This window comes from Enterococcus sp. E4-150, assembly GCF_035726465.1.
Classification (GTDB): Bacteria; Bacillota; Bacilli; order Lactobacillales; family Enterococcaceae; genus Enterococcus_B; species Enterococcus_B faecium.
On the sequence record NZ_JAPRGK010000003.1, the window covers coordinates 154,169 to 172,988 of the forward strand.

Below are 18,820 nucleotides of genomic sequence, written 5' to 3' on the forward strand. Positions count from 1 at the left end.
GATTTCATGAAAACAAAAAACAAGAAGGCTAAGCCTTCTTGTCTTTTATCGTTAAGAACAGGAGACCCGCCGGGGAGACGGCGGGAAAGGAGTAAAAAATGAAAAAAGTGTTAGGGTTTGTTCTCTTGCAAGAACTTTGTTTGTTGGTATGCTTATATAATAGCGAGCAAATGTGAATAATCTATGAATGATTTCCTATAAGGAAGTAAAGATTTTTCTGATTTTCTTTAAATGTAGTCTTGCATTTTAAAATTCTTAGTGCTACTATTATTAAGTACTTTTTGTACGGGCCGTTAGCTCAGTTGGTAGAGCAGCTGACTCTTAATCAGCGGGTCGCGGGTTCGAGCCCCTCACGGCCCATTGGGTGCCAAACCCACGAGAATGGTAGTTTGTCGGCGTCTTTGGACGTTTCGAAGATGAGCTACGCATTCTCTTTTTTTATAGACAAAAAAGATAGAGACGAACATGGAGCTTCCAAATTTGGATATTTGATCCAATTTTGGAAGCTCCATTTATTTCGTGTCTGTCTTTTTATTTTTTCCAGCTTTCGACTAATTCTTGGTTCTCTTTGATCCAGTCTTTTGCTGCTTGCTGTGGATCTTTTCCATTGTTGATTTCCAACATAACTTTTTCCATATCTTTTTCTGACCAATGGAAATTGTCTAATACTTTGTAAGCTTCTGGCTGGTCTTCTTTCAATCCTTTTCGAACCATCGTATGGATCTGCTCTTCGCTTCCCATTCCGTTTTCAGGATCTTCTAAGTATTTCAGATCATATTTGGCAAACATCCAATGAGGTGTCCATCCTGTAACTACAATTGGTTCGTGTTTTTTGATCGCTTGACCTAGTGCAACGGTCATTGCTCCTGAAGAAGATGTCTCTACTTTCCAGTCTTTCAAGTTGTCATATTTTTGGATCGTGTTTTCAGCAGCCGTAACTACACCAGCTCCTGGCTCGATTCCTATGATTTTCTTACCTGCCTGATCGGTTAACTCATCGATCGAATTTACATCCATGTAGGCTGGCACTGCTAAACCAACTTTTGCTCCTGTCAAATTGGCACCTAGGTCTTCGACTTGATCTTTGTATTGTGCATATTGTGAACCATGAGTTTTAGGTAGCCAAGCTGAAACCATGGCATCTGACTCGCCATTTGAAACAGATTTCCACATGATTGAATTATCTAATGGCGTCATCGTTACATCATAGCCCATTTGTTTCAATACTTCACCGACTACATTTGTTGAAGCAACTTCTGTATCCCATTCAACATAAGATAAGTTGATACGTTTTGTTTCTTTGGCAGATGAAAAACTCCCTATACCAATCGCACCTAAGATCACTACTACTACAGCACCAATGATCAGTCCTTGACGTTTTTTACTTTTCTGTGTTGTTGCTCCTGCAGCTTTTTTATTGTTTGGCTGGTTCAAATGCTGTGTAAAACGGTCAATGATGATTGCTAAGATAACTAATGCAACCCCGTTGACAAATCCATTCCCGACTTGTGCTCTTTGCAATGCTGATAATACGCCGCGTCCTAAGCCGGGTGCACCGATCATAGAGGCAATAACGACCATTGAAAGTGACAGCATTGTTGTTTGATTGATCCCTGCCATGATCGTACTTTTAGCTAAAGGCAATTCTAGTTTGAATAGTTTTTGACGACTTGTGCTCCCGAATGAATCAGAAGCTTCTACTAATTCTTTAGGAACTTGTCGAATCCCTAAATTCGTAAAACGAACGGTTGGTGGCAGAGCAAAGATGACTGAGGCAAATACCCCTGGAACCATCCCGATACCGAAAAATGCAACTGCTGGAATCAAATAAACGAATCCTGGCATTGTCTGCATAAAGTCAAGGATCGGTTTGATAATACTTTGGGCTTTACTGCTTTTTGCCATCAAGATCCCTAATGGTACCCCAATGATGATCGAGATCACACTAGATAAAAGAACAAGTGTGACAGTATTCATCAAATCATTCCATAGACCTTGGTTATAAATAAACCATAGACCGATTAATGTGAACAACGTAAGTCCTGGACGTTTCTTAGAAATAAAGAAAGCTGCTACCGTCAATAACAAGATAAACAAAGGAGCTGGAATCACTAACAGTAAATTTGTAATCCCCGACATCACTGCCTGTCCGATCGTTTGTAAAAATGAAAATAGGCCAGAAAAAGTTGTCGTAAACCATTCTGTGATATTTTCTACCCAGTTTGCCACTGGTAATTGATAGTTCAATAGATTATTCATGTTCACTCACCTCGCTTGTTTCTGCTAATGCTTCAATCACACTACCTCGGATGACGACACCTTTTAATTTTCCATCCTCTACAACTGCAAGTGGAGTCGGTGAGTCATAAATAATATTGAAAATATCACTTACCACCATGTCTTTCCCAATCACCGTCACATTTTCATCTAGGAAGTCGATCAATGGACGTTTTTGCTTCCTAGCTTCTAACGCTTGATCTGCAGTGATGATCCCTTTCAGGTGTCTCTTTCTGTCAACAGCCATCAGCATGCTGACTTCTTCATTACGCATCCTTGTCAATGCAACGTTTGGTCCATCAGATTCGATATTCGTCGTCAATGCAGGTACCATGATGTTTTGAGCCGTAAGCACTTTGGAACGATCGACTTCTTCCACAAATTCACGTACATAATCATTTGCTGGATTGGTCAATATTTCTTCACCTGTTCCGATCTGCATGATTTCGCCGTCTTTCATCAAGGCGATTCTGTCCCCAATCCGTAAAGCTTCATTCAAATCATGGGTAATGAAAATAATCGTTTTTTGAACATTGGCTTGCAGGTCCAGTAATTCGTCTTGCATTTCTCGCCGGATCAGCGGATCAAGAGCCGAGAACGCTTCGTCCATCAGCAAGATCTCAGGATCATTTGCTAAAGCTCTGGCTAGGCCAACCCGTTGTTGCATCCCACCAGATAACTGACTAGGATATTGGTCTTTAAATGAAAGCAAACTAGAATTTTCTAATGCTTTTTCTGCTTTTTCTTGTCGTTCTTCTTTAGGTATACCACGGACTTCTAACCCGTATTCTGTATTTTCCAAGATCGTTCGATGTGGAAACAGACCGAAGTTTTGGAAAACCATATTGATTTTATGACGACGGACTTCTCGCAATTCTTCTTTGCTTAACTTCGATACATCTTCTCCATCAATATAGATACTGCCCGAAGTTGGCTCAATCAGACGATTCAATAGACGGATCAATGTGGATTTCCCACTCCCGGAAAGCCCCATGATCACGAAGATTTCTCCTTCTTTTACGTCAAAATTCACGTCATACACACCAACCGTTGCACCGGTTTTCTTTAAAATCTCCGTTTTCGGCTGGTGATCATTCATCATATCTAAAGCGGCTTGTGTCTTTTTACCAAATATCTTTGTTAAATGTTTTACTTCTACTTTTACCAAACAAATTCTCCTTTTTTATGTAAATTCATTTTTCTTTCTGAAAAAAGTGACCACACCATGTTAACATCATGTAGTCACTTTGTCAAAAATGAAAGAAATTTGCTTGTCCAAACTGAAAAAAACTTGGCTAAATCTTTGTAAATAAAAGGTTTAGCCAAGTTAATATTTTTTTAATATTTCACACAATCATTCTGCAAGCTGATGCTCCGGGTAAAAAAAGTTTGTCATACGCTGTAGCGTATATTCATTTCCAATAAAATGAACGATGTCCCCTGCCGTAAATTTAGCATAGGGGCCAGGTGAAACAAGCAGTTCTTCATTATGAGAAATTGCGATAACTGTGGCGCCAGTCGCCTGCCAGATATTCAACTCGCTAATCGAACGGTCCAGATGCATTGCTTTTTCTGATAAAGATAATTCAAACGGAAGTAAAGGGTTCATCTTATGTATTCGCTTCGTTTGATTGACCAGCTGATCCAATAATTGAGAAAAATGATTCAGCTCATCTTGTTGCTTCTCCACACTTGCCATGATTTCTGCTTTTGTATCTTGGATGGATTGTACATCTTGATATTGCAATAGGAAATCTTTTGCTTTTTCCTTCGAAGCAACAAATGCCCCACTTCCATGCCGTACTTCCATGATTCCAAGATCTACCAGCACATTGATAGCCTTGCGGGTAGTCTCAGGAGAAGCATTGTACGTACTGGCAAGTGTTGAGCGGGCATGGATCTTCTCACCCACTTTATATCGGTTTTCAACGATACGTTCGGCTAAATCAACAGCAATCTGCTGGTAGCGCGGGCGGACGATTTTTTTCTTTCCAGACATTTTCTTTCCTCTTTCTTTTTTTACTTTCCCTCATCTTACTATGCTCTAGCAAAATAAGCAAAAAAGGGGAGAATAGCCTCTTGCAACGACTGATCATCGCTTGATCTGTTCCTTTTTTACTGGGCAAGCTGTTTGACAGTCATCACAATTCTTTCCGGATTTTAAACGAGTATAGACAATCGCGCCTGCACTTCCAAAGATTAACACACTTAATAAGAATGTCGCCATCCTATTCCTCTCCTTCTAATGACAATATAGTATAAAACTGGTTCTTGGATTTTGGCTGACGGAACAAAACATAAACGAGTCCTATCATCAGTAAAACAGCAAGATACGTCCCTAACGCTACCTGTCCACCCTCCAATAAGTGTCCCAACTGATAAATCACAAAACTAACTAAATAAGCTAAACCGCATTGATAGCCTATGGCGATCCAAGTCCATTTCATGGCATTCATTTCCCGATGGATAGCCCCAATTGCCGCAAAACAAGGCGCACAAAGTAAATTGAAGGCTAACAATGAATAAGCTGCTGCGGGAGTATATGTGTGTTGTAGCACTTGCCAGATTTCTCTGCCATTTTCGGATACTTCCGCATGACCAAACAAAATACCAAATGTGCCAATAATATTTTCTTTAGCGACCAATCCTGTAATCGCTGCGACTGTTCCTTGCCAGTTTCCCCAACCAAGCGGCTGAAAAACAACTGCCAGGATTCGCCCGAAAAAGGCTAAGATACTTTGGTCTTCAGAAACAGGTTGAGCATAAAAATTATAAGAAGAGCTGAACCAGATCACGATACTAGAAACAAAGATAATCGTTCCTGCTTTTTTAACAAAAGACTTGCTGCGGTCAGAGGTTTGTCTTAGGACCGCTGACCATTGAGGAAAATGATATGCGGGCAATTCCATGATAAAAGGAGCTGTATCTCCAGCAAACAAACGTGTTTTTTTCAAGCTGATTCCAGAGAAAATAATTGCAGTCATACCAAGAAAATAGGCAGAAGGAGCTACCCAAGATTGATGAGGAAAAAAGGCCCCTGCTACTAAGGCAATAATCGGCAACTTTGCAGAACAAGGCATGAAGGTTGTGACCATGATCGTCAAACGACGATCTTGCTCGTTTTCAATCGTGCGACTGGCCATGACGCCTGGCACTCCACATCCTGTAGCAATCAGCATAGGAATGAAGGATTTTCCTGAAAGACCGAATTTCCTGAAAAGTCGATCCATGACAAAAGCGATCCTCGCCATATATCCGCAGTCTTCCAGAAAGCTCAAGCATAAAAACAATATGATCAATTGCGGTAGAAATCCTAACACTGCTCCCACGCCTGCGATGATGCCGTTCAAGATCAGCTCCTGCATCCATCCCGCTACTTGCCATTCAGCTAACAATCTGCCAACATGTTCTGGTAACCATGTACCAAACAATGTGTCATTGATCCAATCTGTCCCCATTGTTCCTACTGTTTGAATAGCCAGATAATAGATCAGCCACATCACAAATGCGAAGATCGGCAAGGCTAACCAACGATTCGTTGCAATCTGATCGATTTTGTCACTCATCGATAATTGGAAAGAATCATTTGACACAACACAGAGTGTACATAATTGGGTAATAAATTCATACCGTTCATTGACTAGAATCGTTTCACTATCGTCATCCAATAGTTTCTCTGTCAACTGGATCAGTTGTTCGATTTCTTTTTGCTGAGAAACTGCTATCTCGTAATCCTCTCTTACCTTCTGATCTCGTTCAAAATATTTCATTGCATACCAGCGTTTCTTGCCGCTTTGTTCTCCTAGTACATCTTCAATTTCATGTAAAGCTGCTTCTACACGTGGATCATATGTACAGGGAACAGGAATAGAAGGCCGCTTTTTTGCAGACTCCTGAATCTTTTCGATTAGTTTTTCGATTCCTTGCTTTTTCAATACGCTGATTGGTAAAACTGGTACACCAAGACCATAGGAAAGCTTTTCTAGATTGATTTTTTTTCCTTCTTTTTTGATGACATCCATCATATTCAGACCAATGATCATAGGAATGTCTAAATCCAATAACTGCGTAGTTAAATAAAGATTCCGTTCTAAATTGGTAGCATCAATAATGTTGATGATCAGTTCAGGCTGTTCCTGAACCAAATAATCTCTTGCAATCACTTCTTCTGGTGTATAAGGAGACAAAGAATAGATGCCGGGTAGGTCCTGAATATGAATGTTCGGATTTTTTTTCAACGATCCTTCTTTTTTTTCTACTGTTACGCCCGGCCAATTCCCTACATATTGATTCGAACCAGTCAAGAGATTGAACAAGCTAGTTTTCCCGCTGTTTGGATTTCCGACTAACGCGATATTCATTCTTTTTCCTCCCTTTGTATCAAGATTAGTTCGGCCTCTGACTTTCGTAACGTCAGTTCATACCCTCGCACTGTCAGTTCGATTGGATCTCCCAGAGGGGCTAGTTTTCGGATAACTATTTTTACATTTCGCGTCAATCCCATATCCATTAACCGTCGCTTCACTGCGCCTTGTCCGTGGATTGCTACGACGATCCCAGTCTCTCCTGCTTTTAATTGATCAAGAGAAGTCCAGCTATCAGAGGAAGCAGTCTTTTTATTGACAAAGATTTGACCTAGTATTTCCCGACTTACTGCCACTCGATGACTTTTTACCAGTAAAATGGCATTGTTGCCTGATAAATTGACGACGACGATTTTACTTCCGGCAACGATCCCGATATTTTGCAAATGGCGTTTTGTTTTTTCTTCTGTTTCGATTCGTTCGACTTGATAAACGAAATTTTGCTTTGCCTGCGCTAAGGTCTGCATATTGATTCCTCTCTTGTGAAATAAATCATGTATTAAAATCATTCATTATATGTTCTAATTTTCTTACGTGTTACGCAAATAAATGAGAATCATTCTCACATAGAATACTCTCGGTAATTGAGAATGTCAATTATACTTGTGATATTATGAGCGAATCTTTAGTATTGATAGATAAAAATGAGAAAAAAATATTTCTTCATAGTTTTCCACAATTTTTTCTCTATTAAATTTGCTATTTTCCCACACGATACTTGTTTTCAGCTCTTTTTTCAAAAACACAAAACTTAGTATTCCACAGTTTCCACAACACAATATGTAGTGTTTGTTGTTTGACTTTTTTACTAAGAGTTTTATACTATCTATTATAGATAATAAGAATGTGTTAGAGGAGGCACTCACCATGAACGTAAAAATCTTTTCTAAAAATAATTGTATGCAATGTAAGATGGTCAAACGGTTTTTAACAGAAAATCAAATTGCTTTTGAAGAAGTCAATATCGATGAACAGCCTGAAGCAGTAGACTGGTTGAAAGCACAAGGATTCCAAAGTGTTCCTGTCATTACTTCTGATGCAGAAACAGTTATCGGATTCCGTCCTGATCAGTTGCGTAAACTTGCCAGCTAACATGACTAAAAGAATCAAAACGTGATACATGGATTTGAAGGGCTTGAGACAGCACCAGTTTTTGTCGCAAACTTCCAAATCCTTTTTTAAAGCTTAAAAACAATGCAATGATTTGCAATCAAGCATCATCAAATACGAAATGAAGGTTGGGCGTACGTATGAGTCTTAAAAATTTACAAGATGTCAGTTATTTCAAGCTGAATAATGAAATCAATCGGCCAGTCAATGGTCAAATCCCTTTGAATAAGGATAAAGAAGCTTTAGTTGCCTTTTTTGAGGAAAATGTCAAACCAAATACGATGACTTTTCCATCTATTATGGAAAAAATCAATTACTTGATCGATCAAGAATATATAGAAGCAGAATTCATTCAATTGTATTCACCATCATTTATTGAAAAGCTATATCAATTTTTGGACGAGCAACATTTTTCTTTCAAATCTTTTATGGCTGCTTACAAATTTTATTCTCAATATGCGTTGAAAACCAACGACGGTTCCGCTTATCTGGAAACTTATGAAGATCGAGTAGCCTTCAATGCGCTTTACTTTGCGAACGGGGATGAAGAATTAGCACTTGCTCTTGCAGACGAAATGATCCATCAACGATATCAGCCAGCTACACCTTCTTTCTTGAATGCTGGACGTAAACGTCGGGGCGAATTGGTGTCTTGTTTCTTGACTCAAGTCACTGACGATATGAACTCTATCGGGCGCTCAATCAACTCTGCTTTGCAATTGTCCCGTATTGGTGGCGGCGTAGGGATTACTTTATCAAATCTTCGTGAAGCCGGCGCTCCTATCAAAGGATATGAGGGTGCTGCAAGTGGTGTCGTTCCAGTCATGAAATTATTCGAAGATAGTTTCAGCTATTCTAATCAATTAGGTCAGCGTCAAGGAGCTGGCGTGGTTTATTTGAACGTTTTCCATCCAGACATTATTGCTTTCCTTTCAGCAAAAAAAGAAAATGCAGATGAAAAGATTCGCGTAAAAACTCTTTCTCTTGGCGTGATCGTACCTGATAAATTTTATGAATTGACACGTAAAAACGAAGATATGTATTTATTTAGTCCATATAGTGTCGAAAAAGAATATGGTGTCCCATTCTCTTATGTAGATATTACAGCTGAGTATGATCATCTAGTTGCAAATCCAAACATTCGCAAACAAAAAATCAAAGCGCGTGATCTTGAAAATGAAATCTCAAAATTACAACAAGAATCTGGCTATCCTTACGTAATCAATATTGATACAGCGAACCGCGAGAATCCAATCGATGGCAAGATCATCATGAGTAATTTATGTTCAGAGATTTTACAAGTTCAAACGCCTTCTGTGATTAACGGCAAACAGGAATATGAAGTATTAGGAACAGATATCTCATGTAACTTAGGCTCGACAAATATCGTGAATTTGATGCAAAGCCCTAACTTTGGTCAATCTGTGCGTACGATGACTCGTGCATTGACATTTATTACAGATGCATCTGATATCGATGTCGTACCACCGATCCAAAACGGAAATAAGCTGAATCATACGATTGGATTAGGTGCCATGGGCTTACACACTTATCTTGCAAAAGAACAAATGGAATATGGCTCAGAGGATTCATTAGACTTTACAAATATTTACTTCATGCTGTTGAATTATTGGACACTTGTTGAAAGCAACAATATCGCTCGTGAAAGAAAACAAGTTTTCCATAATTTTGAAAAATCAGCTTATGCTGACGGCACTTATTTCGAAAAATACGTAACTGGAGAATTCCAGCCAAAATCAGAAAAAGTCAAAGCATTGTTTGAAGGCATTTTTATCCCAACTGCTGAAGATTGGAATGCTTTGAAACAAGCAGTAATGAAAGATGGACTGTATCATCAAAATCGCTTGGCAGTAGCACCAAATGGCTCAATTTCATATATCAACGATACGAGTGCAAGTATTCATCCTATCACTCGCATGATCGAAGAACGCCAAGAGAAGAAAATCGGTAAAATTTATTACCCAGCGCCTTATCTATCCAATGAGACGATTCCGTATTACACTTCTGCTTATGATATGGACATGCGTAAAGTAATCGATGTTTATGCAACGGCACAACAACACGTCGATCAAGGCATGAGTTTGACTTTATTCATGCGTTCTGAAATCCCAGAAGGCATTTATGAATGGAAGACAACAACGAAGCAAACGACACGTGATTTGAATATTTTAAGACATTACGCTTTCCATAAAGGAATCAAATCCATTTATTACGTACGTACCTTTACTGATGATGCAGAAGAAATCGGAAGCAATCAATGTGAAAGCTGCGTGATCTAATATCATAGATAGATTCGCTTATTCATATTTTAATTAAAGGAGCATTCTCATGTCAGAAACATATTATGAAGCAATAAACTGGAATGAAATTGAAGATATCATTGATAAATCCACTTGGGAGAAGCTGACAGAGCAATTTTGGCTAGATACACGTATCCCACTTTCAAATGACCTAGATGATTGGCGTACATTGTCTCAATTGGAAAAAGATACAGTAGGACATGTATTTGGCGGTTTGACACTGCTAGATACTGTCCAATCTGAAAGTGGCATGGATCAGTTGCGTAAAGATGTCCGCACTCCCCATGAAGAAGCCGTTTTGAACAATATTCAATTCATGGAATCCGTTCATGCCAAAAGTTATTCTTCTATTTTTAGTACACTGAATACGAAAAAAGAAATCGAAGAAATTTTTGACTGGACAAATACGAATCCTTATCTGCAAAAAAAAGCTGAGCGTATCAATGAAATCTACAAACACGGTACACCGCTAGAAAAGAAAATTGCCAGCGTCTTTTTAGAAACATTCTTGTTCTATTCAGGTTTTTATACTCCTCTTTATTATTTAGGAAACAACAAATTGGCTAACGTAGCAGAGATCATCAAACTAATCATCCGAGATGAATCTGTACATGGAACCTACATCGGTTACAAATTCCAATTAGGATTCAACGAGTTACCTGAAGCAGAACAAGAAACGTTAAAAGACTGGATGTACAATCTTCTTTATGAGCTTTACGAAAACGAAGAACGTTATACAGAAGAATTATACGATCCAATCGGCTGGACAGAAGAAGTCAAGACATTCCTACGCTATAATGCCAACAAAGCATTGATGAACCTAGGGATGGATCCACTCTTTCCAGATACTGCCAATGATGTCAACCCAATCGTAATGAACGGGATTTCAACAGGCACAAGCAACCATGACTTCTTCTCACAAGTCGGAAACGGCTATTTGTTAGGTCATGTAGAAGCGATGAAAGACGACGATTATTTGATTGGATTGGAATAAGGATTTATTTTAATTCAAAAATTTTTCGAAAAATAAAAAGAGTTTAGCGTACAGATATTTTAAATGTACACTGAACTCTTTTTTATGCTTATTCACTTGTTTCTTCCAGCACTTTTGGACTGTCTAACTTTTCCGAAACATGTTCCATTCTTCTCAATAAATAGATTTTCCGAATATTTAATATTATCGTCTTAATCACTGCATAGACAGGTATGCAAATCAGCATGCCTAATATTCCTGCGACACTTCCTGCTCCAATCAATACCAAGATGATCGTCAAAGGATGGATATTCATTGATTTCCCAAATAACAACGGCTTGATCAAATTTCCATCTAATTGTTGGATCACTAAAATCGACAACGCCATATACAAAGCTTGAAATGGAGAGATAAACAAACCGACAATGATTGCTGGTACCGCTCCAATAAAAGGGCCGACATACGGGATAATATTCGTGATTCCGCAAATGACCGCAAGCAACAAGCTATAAGGCTGATCGAATATTCTCATTGCCAAAAAGCTCATTACACCAATAATCAAAGCATCTAAGATCGTACTGCTGATATAGGCAGATAATGTTTCGTTTAATTCTTTTACCGTTTGGCGTAACTCTTTACGAATCGCTTTCGGAAAGAAGTGAGACAACGCATCAATAAATTTGTGCCCATCCTTGAACATAAATAGCAAAATAAATGGAACGGTAAATAACAAAATAAAAAATTGCATCATAAATGAAATGATTTTTGAGACACTTGCAGATAAACTGACTAATATAATATTGAACAAATTACTAAGAGATAAATTTGCTGATGCTAATTGTTCTTCCAAATTGAAATTTTTAAACTCTTCCCGCTGCGCCAATTCATTTAACCATTTGCTTGTTTCATCTGCATACGTTGGCAAGCTCTGGGTCAATTGAATTGTCTGTTCCATTAACTGAGGCACTACATTCATGACAGTTAAAACAACTAAAATGATTACGACCAAAAACGTCAATAAAAAACCGAACACTCTCGGGATCCGATGCTTTTCGAGAAAAACAACGATTGGATCGAACATATAATAGATAAAACCAGCAACAAGCAATGGTAAAAAAATAGCCGAAAGCACTTTCAATATTGGACTAAAAATATTCGGCATTTGTAAAATAAAGTACACGCCGATGATCGTGAGTACTAGCTCCACTGTCCAGAAAAATAATTTTGATTGTTTAAAACGTGATTGCATACATCTCCTCCAAGGTCCTTTGATACTTCTATTCTATCATTTAACAAAGAGTTACGCGCTGAGATTTTCATTTGCTTAAAAAAAACAAAAAAAAAATAAACATATTTTAATGAGTAGACGAGTATTTAAACAAAAACACGGTTTGGAGTAGTGACAAAAATTATACTGCAGTCCCTTTTTCCAAATAAACGGTGTTCAAAAGCTTGCATCTTCGTAATAAGCCCAGCCAAACGAAAAATATAAGGAACTATTTTTATTTGGCTGGGCTTATTACTTGATGTAGGACATCTATTTTACAACCTCAGATCATTTATTGCGTAATACTGACTAAATGCAGCTTTGTGATATTTTTGTGTACGGACAACTCCTCGATCACATCGGCATAAGTGAGCCCTTTTGGAAGATCAATCGTATAGATATTTTTGTACACTCGGTAGTCATCAACGAATTTTACGTCAAAATTCACATCTTCGATTACGATATTTTTCTCTTCAAAATAATCGGTAAGAAAATCTTTGGTTTCTTTTCTATGGATAAATTGGATTTCTAACTTTTTAGTCGTAGGTACATGGATCACGCGTTTCACTACTGTGAGTGCAATAGCAATCCCGATAAAACTGATGATCGCAATGGAATAGTAACCCATGCCGATGGCGATCCCTAATCCAGCAATTGCCCATAAAGAAGCGGCAGTCGTAAGTCCCGTCACCGATTGTTTCGTGACGATGATCGTTCCCGCGCCTAAGAAACCGACACCACTCACCACTTGAGCAATCAGCCTTGCTTCATCTGAACGAATCGTTCCAGCAAGCTGTGGATACTCTAAAGCATCTCTTAATGCACCACTAGCGATCTCAACTTGGATCAATGCAATGATACATGCTCCCATACAAACTAAAATATGCGTACGCATACCTGCTGGACGATTTTTATATTGTCGTTCAAAACCGATTGCTCCACCAAATAGCATAGCGATCCCTAAACGTAAAATAATCTCTGGAATTGTCAATACCATATCATTCATCTAAACACCCTCCAGTCCAATATATCATGTCTGAAAGGAGCAGACAAAAAAAGTGCAATTTTTACCTCTTATGAAAAAAGGACTGTGACAAAATTTTTGTCATAGTCCTTTTTATGAATAAACGGTGTTCAATCAGCTGACCCTCGGTATTAGCTCAACAAACGGCAAAATATGGGGAGCTATTTTTCCTTTGTCTTCTCTAATACTCAGGTCAAAACGCTGATTTTACAACCTCTCTACTAAACGGTGTTCAATCAGCTGACCTTCGGTATTAGCTCAACAAACGGCAAAATATGGGGAGCTATTTTTCCTTTGTCTTCTCTAATACTCAGGTCAAAACGCTGATTTCACAACCTCTTTAGCCTACTATTGAAAATTACAACTTACTTGCTGCTTCTTCATCGATGATCACAACAACATTGTCGTGGTTTTGCAATACACTTGCTGGTAAATGATTCGTTACAGGTCCTTCAATCATCCCTTTGATTGCATCAGCTTTGCTTTCGCCAAATGCCATCAAGACGATTTCTTTACTTTTCATAATTGAACCGATTCCCATTGAAACAGCTTTTGTTGGTACATCTTCTGCTTTATCGAAGAATCGTTTGTTTGCATTGATTGTTGATTCTGTTAAGTCAACTACTGAAGTCGTTCCGTCAAATGAAGCACCAGGTTCATTGAAACCGATATGTCCATTTTGCCCGATTCCTAAGATTTGGATATCGATTGGATGTGCATCGATGATTTGATCATACTTTTTGCATGCTGCTTCCAGATCTTCTGCTTTTCCATCTGGTACAAACGTTTCTTTGAATGGTTTTTTATCAAATAATTGGACATCCATGAAATGACGGTAGCTTTGTTCATCTGAACCGCCTAGTCCAACGTACTCATCTAAGTTTACAGAAGTCATTTCACTGAAATCCAAATCGCTTGAAGTCATTTCTTTATATAAAGTAACTGGTGTGCTTCCTGTTGCCAATCCTAATACTTTTGCACCTTTGTTCATACCTTCTTTGATGATTTCAAATGCTTTTTTTCCGCCTTCTTCAGCGTTTTTTACACGAATGATTTCCATAGTGATTGCTCCTTTGTATTTTGGTATAGCCCAATTATAGCATTCTTTTTTTCTTTTTACAATAATTAGTATAGACCAAATTGCATTTTTTTCATTTTCTTGACAATAAATAGGAATCCGTGTTAGGTTTCATAAGATGGTTCAATCAAACAATCCATGTTGCATGAAAACCAAGCAAGTGATTCACTGTGGACGCTTTATGTCTGCAGTTTTTTTATGAAAAAGGAGTTATTATGAGTATACTGACATTAAACAACATTACCCAGCAATTTGGCGACAAAATCCTCTATGAAGGTGTCGATCTGCAATTAAATGCTGGCGAACATCTTGGGCTGATTGGACAAAACGGAGCCGGCAAAAGTACATTGATTAAAATCATCACTGGTGAGATCTTACCAGATGACGGACAGATCCATTGGCAAAAAAATATTCACAAAGGTTACCTCGATCAATATGTGGAAGTCGATGAAACATTAACAATCGAAGAATTTCTAAAAACTGCGTACGCAAAAGAATACGAAAAGGAACAAAAAATTGCTTTTCTTTACCAAACATATAGCGAGACCTTCGATGATTCCTTGCTGGAAAAAGCTGGGAAACTCCAAACGGAATTAGACCAAGGAGTGTTTTATCAAATCGACACCTTAGTTGCTGAGATGAGCAGCGGGTTGGGGATCGATGTCTTAGGTTTAGATTCACTGTTGAAAAATCTAAGTGGTGGGCAACGTTCAAAGGTGATTTTAGCAAAACTACTTTTAGAAAACCCAGATGTTCTGATCTTAGATGAACCAACCAATCACTTAGATGATCAGCATATCCAATGGCTGACGCAGTTTCTTCAGGATTTTGACGGTGCGTATATCGTGATTTCCCATGACCAAGAATTTCTTGATCAGATCACCACCCATATCGCAGACATCGAGTTTGGAAAGATTACTAAGTATACTGGCCATCTAAAACAAGCATTGAAACAAAAGGAACAAAATCGCGAAAGCTATTTGCGCCAATATCATGCTCAACAAAAACAAATCGAAAAGACCGAAGCTTATATTCGAAAATACAAAGCCGGTTCCCGATCAACGATGGCAAAAAGCCGACAAAAACAATTAGATAAAATCGAACGGCTGACGCCTCCAGCTTCAGCAAGTAAAGCTGTCTTTGATTTTCCATTCTCGCCTATTGTCACGACATTAGCAGTGGAAACAACTGATTTAGTCATCGGATATGATCGACCGCTACTTGCACCCATCAATTTGACCATCCGCTTTGGTGAAAACATTGCCATTCGAGGCTTCAACGGGATTGGAAAATCTACTTTATTAAAAACACTGATCGGTGAGATTGAAAAAATAAGTGGCGATTTCCACTTCCCAGATAACACAAAAATCAATTACTTTTCACAAGATCTGTACTGGGAAAATCCATTAGAAACACCACTACAATATTTAAGCAGTCAATTTCCAAAAGCGACTATCAAAGAATTACGTCGCCAACTAGCTAAAGCAGGGTTAGTTAATCAATTAGCAAGTGAACCTCTCACTACATTAAGTGGTGGGGAACAAACTAAGGTGAAACTTGCACAGTTGACAATGAACCAAGGCAATTTACTGATTCTCGATGAACCGACGAACCATATCGATCAAGAAACGAAAGAAAGCTTACAAGACGGGATACAGAAATTTCCAGGAACAGTAATCATCGTCTCTCATGAACAAGAATTTTATCAAGATCTTGTGCAACGAGTCATTGAGATTGAACCAAAATAAACGTTTGATTGAATAGTTGAAAAAAAGGAGCTGTGACAAAAGTTTTGTCACAACTCCTTCTTCTGAATAAATGGTGTCCAATTAGCTGACCTTCGGTATTAGCTCAAAAAACGGCAAAATATGAGGAGCTATTTTTATTTGGCTATTCTTATTACTTGATGCAGAACAGCTTTTCACAACCTCTTTTCGTCTATTTTTTATTTTCGAGATTTCTCTTTTCTTTAAAAACAACTGTTTGAAAGAAGAACGCACATCCTTGAAAAACAAGCCCGCTAACCGTTACACCTAACCAGCCATACTGCTGCCACATTGTCGTCCCTAGCAATGAACCAGCCGCACCTCCAATAAAGTACATAAACATAAATACAGTATTATTTCGGTTGCTTGCTGCTTCACCTAGCCCTTGTACTCGTGTTTGATTGGCTACTTGACCAAATTGATTCCCGACGTCTAATAAAATAATAGCTAAAAGCAAAATGGCCAAATGGCTTCCGCCAACCAATAAAGCAATAAAGCTTATTGTTTGCATAACAAGTCCCATATACACGATTTTTCTTTCAGAATAAGAATCTGCCAGTCGTCCCACGATAGGTGCAGCAACTGCTCCAGACAAACCAAAAATCGCTAATATCCCTGCTTCGAATGTTCCCCAATTGTAGGCGGGACTGCTGATATAAAAAATCAACGTAGACCAAAAGATCGAAAATGTTCCAAACATGAAAAATCCACTGACTGCCGCTTCTCTTAATAGACGTTGAGAAGCAACTAAATGCGGCAAACTTTTAAGTGAATCAAGGTATGAAACAGGTGTACTACTTTGCTGGACAGAACGCGGCATTTTCCAGTAAAGCAGAAGTGTAAGAATTCCGACTGCACATAAAGCAAATAAATAGATCATCCGCCAAGAAAAAAGACTGGCAACAATACCAGATACCGTCCGAGAAAGCAAAATCCCCACGAGTAAACCGCTAAGCAATGTACCCATGACCTTCCCTCTTGCTTTTGGTCCCGCTAGTACCGCACCGTAAGGAATGATGATTTGCGGCACGATCGAAAGTAATCCTATTAAAAAAGAAGCGCATGCAAATAACGCAAACGAAGGCGCAAAAAAAGCGGCCAACAGCGAGATAGCAGATAACGCTGCCATTCGTATAATTAATTTTGGACGATCCACCACGTCCCCTAAAGGAACTAAAAACAGTAGCCCTAGTGCATAGCCTAACTGAGTCAACATTGTTAATATCCCGACTGCACTTGTGCTAACAGATAAACTAGCTGCTACTTTTGTTCCAATCGGCTGGATGTAATACATATTGGCAACAACGACACCGCAAGTGATTGATAATAATAAAATAAGCGACGTTGTTAAAGGTGTTTTTTCTTTACTCTCCATTGATTTCCCCCATTTCCTATCTTAGTTTACAACTTATGGAAAAGATTGGAAATAGAAAAATACAACTATTCGCCACACTTATTATTTTTGTCTTTGTTTTCCTTGTTTTTTCTTGCGATCTTTATAAATGAAGACAACTAACCCTACTAGCACAGTAACACTTGCAACCAACGTGACTGCAGTTTTGTTATATCCGTGAAACAGAGCTTCTCCACCACACGCATACAACACAGACGAAGGGATGACTCCAATCACGATCGACAATATGATTTGCTGTAGAGGCAATTTCATCGCATCTGCAGCAAAATTGACCATAGAAGATGGAATAACCGGTATCATATAGCCTAACATTACACCTATTTTTGGATGTTTCATTTGCCGAATGGATTGCACCCAATGATTCGTTTCGGTTTTCTTATCTAAAAATTTCAATCGGTGCATCAAAAACACAGCGGAGATATTGCCCAAAGCATTCCCTAAAACATTGATACCTGCCCCAATAAACGGACCAAAGCTCAAACCAGCGATGACTCCAACTACTGAAGTAGGAATACCTGGAACAGCACACATCACCGCTGTCAATACGATCAAGAGTATCGATGCAAAAGTCCCATGCGAACGAATATGTGCGAGTAGCTCTGCCTTACTCGCTCTCGGATTTAAAAATAATTGGATGTCTGTCTGATATTCTAAATACAACCGATAGCCCACTACCAGTATCAGAATGATTCCCAACGTGATCAACATCAATCGGATTATTTTCTTTTTCATATTTCCTCCTGAAAAAAATCTATATTCATTAAATAATAGTTTAACATAAAAACAAAAAAGCACCGAAATCCAACATAGGATCTCAGTGCTTTTAAATAGTAAAAATTATTTAACAGTTACAGATGCGCCAACTTCTTCAAGTTTAGCTTTCAATTCTTCAGCTTCTTCTTTAGATACGCCTTCTTTAACTGGTGCAGGAGCGCCATCAACTACAGCTTTAGCTTCTTTCAAGCCTAAACCAGTTGCTTCACGAACTGCTTTGATAACTTTAACTTTTTGGTCTCCAGCTGCAGTTAATTCTACAGTGAATTCTGTTTGTTCTTCAGCAGCAGCAGCGCCACCAGCAGCAGCTACAGCTACAGGAGCAGCAGCAGATACGCCAAATTCTTCTTCAATAGCTTTAACTAGGTCGTTAAGTTCTAGGATAGTTGCTTCTTTTAACTCAGCAACGATGTTTTCAATGTTCAATGCCATTATAATTTCCTCCGTTTAAT

General features: G+C 38.5%; 16 protein-coding genes and 1 tRNA gene. 5 read left to right on the forward strand and 12 right to left on the reverse strand.

Annotated elements, in window-relative coordinates:
• The first annotated feature begins 287 nt into the window (after positions 1-287).
• A tRNA-Lys gene (locus OZ002_RS04155) sits at positions 288-360 on the forward strand.
• A 171-nt stretch (positions 361-531) separates the two neighbouring features.
• Here the strand turns inward: OZ002_RS04155 and OZ002_RS04160 are convergent.
• The 6 genes from OZ002_RS04160 to OZ002_RS04185 all read right to left on the reverse strand — a co-directional run bounded on the left by OZ002_RS04160 (position 532) and on the right by OZ002_RS04185 (position 7,108).
• The gene (locus tag OZ002_RS04160; RefSeq protein ID WP_002287807.1) at positions 532-2,259 is read right to left on the reverse strand and encodes an ABC transporter permease/substrate binding protein; all 1,728 of its coding nucleotides are present in this window, start codon (positions 2,257-2,259) and stop codon (positions 532-534) included.
• Positions 2,252-3,445 (reverse strand): quaternary amine ABC transporter ATP-binding protein, encoded by a 1,194-nt coding sequence (locus OZ002_RS04165; RefSeq protein WP_002319011.1) that lies wholly within the window; start codon positions 3,443-3,445, stop codon positions 2,252-2,254. The genes OZ002_RS04160 and OZ002_RS04165 overlap by 8 nt, the downstream gene beginning before the upstream one ends.
• Positions 3,446-3,631: 186 nt before the next feature.
• Positions 3,632-4,276, reverse strand: coding sequence for a GntR family transcriptional regulator (locus tag OZ002_RS04170; protein ID WP_002287801.1), 645 nt, complete (start codon positions 4,274-4,276; stop codon positions 3,632-3,634).
• 93 nt (positions 4,277-4,369) lie between these two features.
• Entirely contained in the window at positions 4,370-4,504 is a 135-nt protein-coding gene (locus OZ002_RS04175; protein ID WP_002290587.1) for a hypothetical protein, read from the reverse strand.
• Between the two features lies 1 nt (position 4,505).
• Entirely contained in the window at positions 4,506-6,638 is a 2,133-nt protein-coding gene (feoB, locus tag OZ002_RS04180; protein WP_156249257.1) for a ferrous iron transport protein B, read from the reverse strand.
• Positions 6,635-7,108: a FeoA family protein gene (locus tag OZ002_RS04185; RefSeq protein ID WP_002298509.1), complete on the reverse strand. Its 474-nt coding sequence runs from the start codon at positions 7,106-7,108 to the stop codon at positions 6,635-6,637. The genes feoB and OZ002_RS04185 overlap by 4 nt, the downstream gene beginning before the upstream one ends.
• 400 nt (positions 7,109-7,508) lie before the next feature.
• Here OZ002_RS04185 and nrdH point away from each other — a divergent pair, with 400 nt between their 5' ends.
• From nrdH to nrdF, 3 genes are all read left to right on the forward strand, one after another.
• Positions 7,509-7,733, forward strand: a complete 225-nt coding sequence (gene nrdH / locus OZ002_RS04190; protein WP_002287795.1) for a glutaredoxin-like protein NrdH — start codon at positions 7,509-7,511, stop codon at positions 7,731-7,733.
• Positions 7,734-7,891: 158 nt separating this feature from the next.
• Positions 7,892-10,051 carry a class 1b ribonucleoside-diphosphate reductase subunit alpha gene (nrdE, locus tag OZ002_RS04195; protein ID WP_002319007.1) on the forward strand — a complete coding sequence of 720 codons (2,160 nt, stop codon included), beginning with the start codon at positions 7,892-7,894 and terminating at the stop codon, positions 10,049-10,051.
• 49 nt (positions 10,052-10,100) lie between these two features.
• The gene (nrdF, locus tag OZ002_RS04200; RefSeq protein WP_002287792.1) at positions 10,101-11,066 is read left to right on the forward strand and encodes a class 1b ribonucleoside-diphosphate reductase subunit beta; all 966 of its coding nucleotides are present in this window, start codon (positions 10,101-10,103) and stop codon (positions 11,064-11,066) included.
• Positions 11,067-11,154: 88 nt separating this feature from the next.
• Here nrdF and OZ002_RS04205 read toward each other — a convergent pair whose 3' ends face one another.
• The 3 genes from OZ002_RS04205 to nagB all read right to left on the reverse strand — a co-directional run bounded on the left by OZ002_RS04205 (position 11,155) and on the right by nagB (position 14,396).
• Positions 11,155-12,294, reverse strand: coding sequence for an AI-2E family transporter (locus tag OZ002_RS04205; protein WP_156249259.1), 1,140 nt, complete (start codon positions 12,292-12,294; stop codon positions 11,155-11,157).
• Positions 12,295-12,604: 310 nt separating this feature from the next.
• Entirely contained in the window at positions 12,605-13,318 is a 714-nt protein-coding gene (locus tag OZ002_RS04210) for an MgtC/SapB family protein (RefSeq protein WP_002319006.1), read from the reverse strand.
• 376 nt (positions 13,319-13,694) lie between these two features.
• The gene (nagB, locus tag OZ002_RS04215) at positions 13,695-14,396 is read right to left on the reverse strand and encodes a glucosamine-6-phosphate deaminase (RefSeq protein WP_002287787.1); all 702 of its coding nucleotides are present in this window, start codon (positions 14,394-14,396) and stop codon (positions 13,695-13,697) included.
• A gap of 233 nt (positions 14,397-14,629) precedes the next feature.
• Here nagB and OZ002_RS04220 point away from each other — a divergent pair, with 233 nt between their 5' ends.
• Entirely contained in the window at positions 14,630-16,162 is a 1,533-nt protein-coding gene (locus OZ002_RS04220; protein WP_049142150.1) for an ABC-F family ATP-binding cassette domain-containing protein, read from the forward strand.
• A gap of 190 nt (positions 16,163-16,352) precedes the next feature.
• On the opposite strand, the gene OZ002_RS04225 is transcribed toward OZ002_RS04220, so the two are convergent.
• The 3 genes from OZ002_RS04225 to rplL all read right to left on the reverse strand — a co-directional run bounded on the left by OZ002_RS04225 (position 16,353) and on the right by rplL (position 18,800).
• Complete coding sequence (locus OZ002_RS04225; RefSeq protein ID WP_156249260.1) at positions 16,353-17,555, reverse strand: MFS transporter; 1,203 nt, start codon at positions 17,553-17,555, stop codon at positions 16,353-16,355.
• 81 nt (positions 17,556-17,636) lie between these two features.
• Positions 17,637-18,326: a TVP38/TMEM64 family protein gene (locus OZ002_RS04230; protein ID WP_049142148.1), complete on the reverse strand. Its 690-nt coding sequence runs from the start codon at positions 18,324-18,326 to the stop codon at positions 17,637-17,639.
• 105 nt (positions 18,327-18,431) lie between these two features.
• On the reverse strand, positions 18,432-18,800 hold the full coding sequence (rplL, locus tag OZ002_RS04235) for a 50S ribosomal protein L7/L12 (protein ID WP_002294588.1): 369 nt from the start codon (positions 18,798-18,800) through the stop codon (positions 18,432-18,434).
• Between the last annotated feature and the right edge of the window lie 20 nt (positions 18,801-18,820).